Here is a 3,542-nt window from a genome sequence, read left to right on the forward strand (position 1 = left end):
AGGGCCGCGCCAGTCTGCCTCTGCACTTTCTTCAGGTGATAGAAGTACTGCTTGTCGCCCGCCATGAAAAGGGGAATTAATCCATATCGACTAAATGGTATTGCCCTGAACCAACAAGCATCAATGAAGCTGATTGGCTCATTAATTAGGAGGTAAGTTATGACTGAACAGAATCACCCCCCGGGGGGATCGACGCTAAATTTGGATGACGTGCTGGAAAAAATTCAACAGCAGTTAAAAAGATTCAAAGGCGGTCCGCTCCTCATTCTTGTCGCCGGTGTGGTGGTGGTGGTGGTCTTATGGACTGCATGGTTTACCGTCCAGCCGGAGGAGACGGGGATTGTACAGCGCTTCGGCAAGGTCATGCGCACGGCCGGTCCGGGTCTGCATTTCAAATTGCCTTATGGTATCGAAAATGTCCGTCTGCTGCCCACGGCTCGCGTGCTCAAAGAAGAGTTCGGATTTCGGACGGTCTCGGTTTCCACCGTTCCCGGTGAAAAGACCCGCTATGATACGCGCGGTGAATATAAAGACGAGTCGCTGATGCTCACCGGGGATTTGAACGTCATCGATGTCCAGTGGATCGTCCAGTACCGCATCGAAGACCCGATCCGCTACCTGTTTCAGGTTCGCGACACATCGAAAACAATCCGCGACACTACCGAAGCGGTCATGCGCCGCGCGGTCGGCAACCGTCTGGGCAGCGATGTACTGACCACCGGACGGGTGGCGGTGGCCAGTGAAGCCAAAACCGAAATCCAGAATATCCTGACATCCTATGCGTCCGGTGTGCGTCTGGTGACCGTGGAACTTCAGGACGTAACGCCGCCGGATAAGGTTAAACCGGCTTTCAATGAAGTCAACGAGTCGCGTCAGGACAAAGAGCAAACGATCAATAAAGCCCAGGAACAGGCCAATCGGGAAATCCCCAAAGCCCGAGGGGTGGCTACGCAAAGCATCAGCGAGGCCGAAGGTTACGCACTGGAACGCGTAAACCGGGCCCAAGGAGAGGCCACCCGTTTTGAGGCCATTTTAGGGCAATACCAACAGGCGCCGCAGGTCACGCGCCGGCGGCTGTATCTGGAGGCCATGACCGGTTTCCTGTCAGCCATGAAAGGGCTCTATATCGTGGATAAGGACCAGAAGGCCATGGTGCCCTGGCTCCCATTGGAATCCGGCGCGCAACCATCAACAGAAGGGAGACAGCCATGAAGTTTACCTTGAAAGCAGTAATCATCGCGATAGCGGTGGTGATCGCGATCGTACTCTATGGCGGTCTATATACATTGGAAGAAGGGCTGCAGGCCATTGTCGTTCAGTTTGGCCGGCCTGTTGGGGATCCGGTAACCGAGGCGGGGCTGCACATGAAACTGCCCTTTGTGCAGGAGGTCCGGCGATTCGAAAAGCGCCTGCTGGTCTGGGACGGTGATCCGAACCAGGTTCCCACCAAGGGGCGCGAGTTCATCTGGGTGGATACCACTGCCCGATGGCGGATCGCCGACGCGAAAAAATTTCTGGAGAATGTGGCCAGCGAAGAGGGGGCCCAGTCGCGCTTGAACGATATTCTTGATTCGGTGGTGCGCGATCAGGTGTCGAGCAGCGAACTCGTGGAACTCGTGCGCAGCGCATCGTGGGAAGTGCCTGATGGCGAGGCCCTGAAGGAGGTCCCAAAAGAGCGCGAAGAGGAGCTTAAAAGGGAGATTGCCCGCGGCAGGGAGGAGATCACCCGAACGATATTGACTGAAGCACAAAAGATCATCCCGCAATACGGCATCGAACTGGTGGATGTGCGCATCAAGCGCCTGGATTACGTGGAAAGTGTCCGTGAAAAGGTCTATGAACGCATGATTTCCGAGCGCAAACGGATCGCCGCGCAGTTTCGCTCCGAAGGCGAGGGACGCAGCGCCGAGATTCTCGGTACAATGGAAAAAGAGCTGCGCCAGATCCGTTCCACCGCCTACCGCCGGGTGCAGGAAGTCCAGGGCAAAGCCGATGCCGAGGCGACGCAAATCTACGGCCACGCTTATAATAAAAATCCGGAATTCTATGCCTTTTTGCGCACCCTTGAAAGCTACAAAGAGAAAACCAATACGAACTCCGTATTGATTCTCACCACTGACAGCGACTTCTATCAATATATCAAAAACGCGGATCCAAGCCAAGTGCGGACCCCATCGGCTCCTTCGCCATAGGGAGATTCGCCGCCGGAAGGAGACATCATGTCAGAATACTTAGAATCCAAGGATATCAAACAATTAATGGCCGAGGCCGATAAACTGGTCAAACGGATTGATGCCGATGCCGTTAAAAACATGAAAGAGGAGCATCGCCTGCAGGTTGAAATACATGCGCAACACCTGAAAAAGATCAAAACAGCAGTTCAGGACAGGATCGAAGAGAAAGATGCATCCAAAAAAGACCACGGTGCCGAGGGCATGCATGAGGCGATCCAGGAAATTACCAAGGCCATGGGAGCGTTGAAAAAATATATCTCCGGTGATTGAGCAGACGCCGTTATGTTAAAGACAGGAAATGAAAATGGCACCCAATGCAAATAAAGATCCCATGGGCACGCTGATAGACAAGCTGCGTGCCTTCTTCGGTTTTGGCGATCATCTGAAAAACAAGAACACGCTGCCACCGAAGAGGCGTTTCAGCATCTGGTATTTCTTTTTGGCCATGCTTTTTCTTTCTTATGCTCAACAGTTTTTCGTTTCTTCAAAAGTGGAGACGATTCCGTACAGTCAATTTAAACAATCCATTGCCGACGGGACCGTGGACAAATTGATCATCGGACCTGAAAATATTACCGGAACGCTGAAGGGCTCCACCGGTCAAGCGTTCAACACCATTCGGGTGGACGATCCGGGTCTGGCGAAGGAACTGGATGAACGCAACATCAGTTATTCCGGGAAATATGAAAATAGATTTCTGGGCATCATTCTCTCATGGGTTCTCCCTTTGGGCTTTTTTTACCTGATCTGGCGATTTGCCATGAAAAAAATGGGGCCGGGCATGGGGGTGATGTCCTTCAGCAAGAGCAAGGCCAAGATATTCGCCGAGAGCGAGACCAAGGTCACCTTTGCTGATGCCGCCGGCATCGACGAAGCCAAAGAAGAGCTCCAGGAAGTGGTCGAATTTTTAAGCACCCCGGAAAAATCCCAGAAACTGGGGGGAAGAATTCCCAAGGGGGTGCTTCTGGTTGGCCCGCCGGGAACCGGTAAAACCCTTCTGGCACGGGCGGTGGCCGGGGAGGCCAAGGTACCGTTCTTCAGTATCAGCGGTTCGGAGTTTGTAGAGATGTTTGTCGGTGTGGGAGCGGCCCGCGTACGCGACCTTTTCTCTCAGGCCGCGGCGCAAGCCCCCTGTATCATCTTCATCGATGAATTGGACGCCCTGGGCAAGGCGCGGGGCATGAATGTGATGGGTGGCCATGACGAACGCGAGCAGACGCTTAACCAGCTCCTGGTGGAGATGGACGGGTTCGAAACGAATAAGGGTGTCATCATCATGGCCGCCACCAACCGGCCGGAAATTCTCGA

4 protein-coding genes are annotated in these 3,542 nt (G+C 53.7%); all 4 read left to right on the top strand.

Annotated elements, in window-relative coordinates; translation table 11 throughout:
- Positions 1-159 precede the first annotated feature (159 nt).
- Positions 160-1,212 carry an FtsH protease activity modulator HflK gene (gene hflK / locus ABYV26_RS23025; RefSeq protein WP_372683696.1) on the top strand — a complete coding sequence of 351 codons (1,053 nt, stop codon included), beginning with the start codon at positions 160-162 and terminating at the stop codon, positions 1,210-1,212.
- Positions 1,209-2,192 (top strand): protease modulator HflC, encoded by a 984-nt coding sequence (hflC, locus tag ABYV26_RS23030; RefSeq protein ID WP_372683697.1) that lies wholly within the window; start codon positions 1,209-1,211, stop codon positions 2,190-2,192. Before hflK ends, hflC begins: the two co-directional genes overlap by 4 nt.
- Positions 2,193-2,219: 27 nt before the next feature.
- A complete protein-coding gene (locus ABYV26_RS23035) occupies positions 2,220-2,504 on the top strand; it encodes a hypothetical protein (RefSeq protein ID WP_372683698.1) in 285 nt (94 codons plus the stop codon).
- A 34-nt stretch (positions 2,505-2,538) separates the two neighbouring features.
- The coding region (locus ABYV26_RS23040; protein WP_372683699.1) for an ATP-dependent metallopeptidase FtsH/Yme1/Tma family protein at positions 2,539-3,542 on the top strand (1,004 nt) is incomplete at its 3' end.

It is taken from the genome of Desulfosarcina sp., assembly GCF_041551955.1.
Classification (GTDB): Bacteria; Desulfobacterota; Desulfobacteria; order Desulfobacterales; family Desulfosarcinaceae; genus Desulfosarcina.

Excerpts from the sequence above, each read along its gene's own strand:
- hflK (WP_372683696.1), top strand. The coding sequence starts at position 160 with ATGACTGAACAGAATCACCCCCCGGGGGGATCGACGCTAAATTTGGAT.
- hflC (WP_372683697.1), top strand. The coding sequence starts at position 1,209 with ATGAAGTTTACCTTGAAAGCAGTAATCATCGCGATAGCGGTGGTGATC.
- ABYV26_RS23035 (WP_372683698.1), top strand. The coding sequence starts at position 2,220 with ATGTCAGAATACTTAGAATCCAAGGATATCAAACAATTAATGGCCGAG.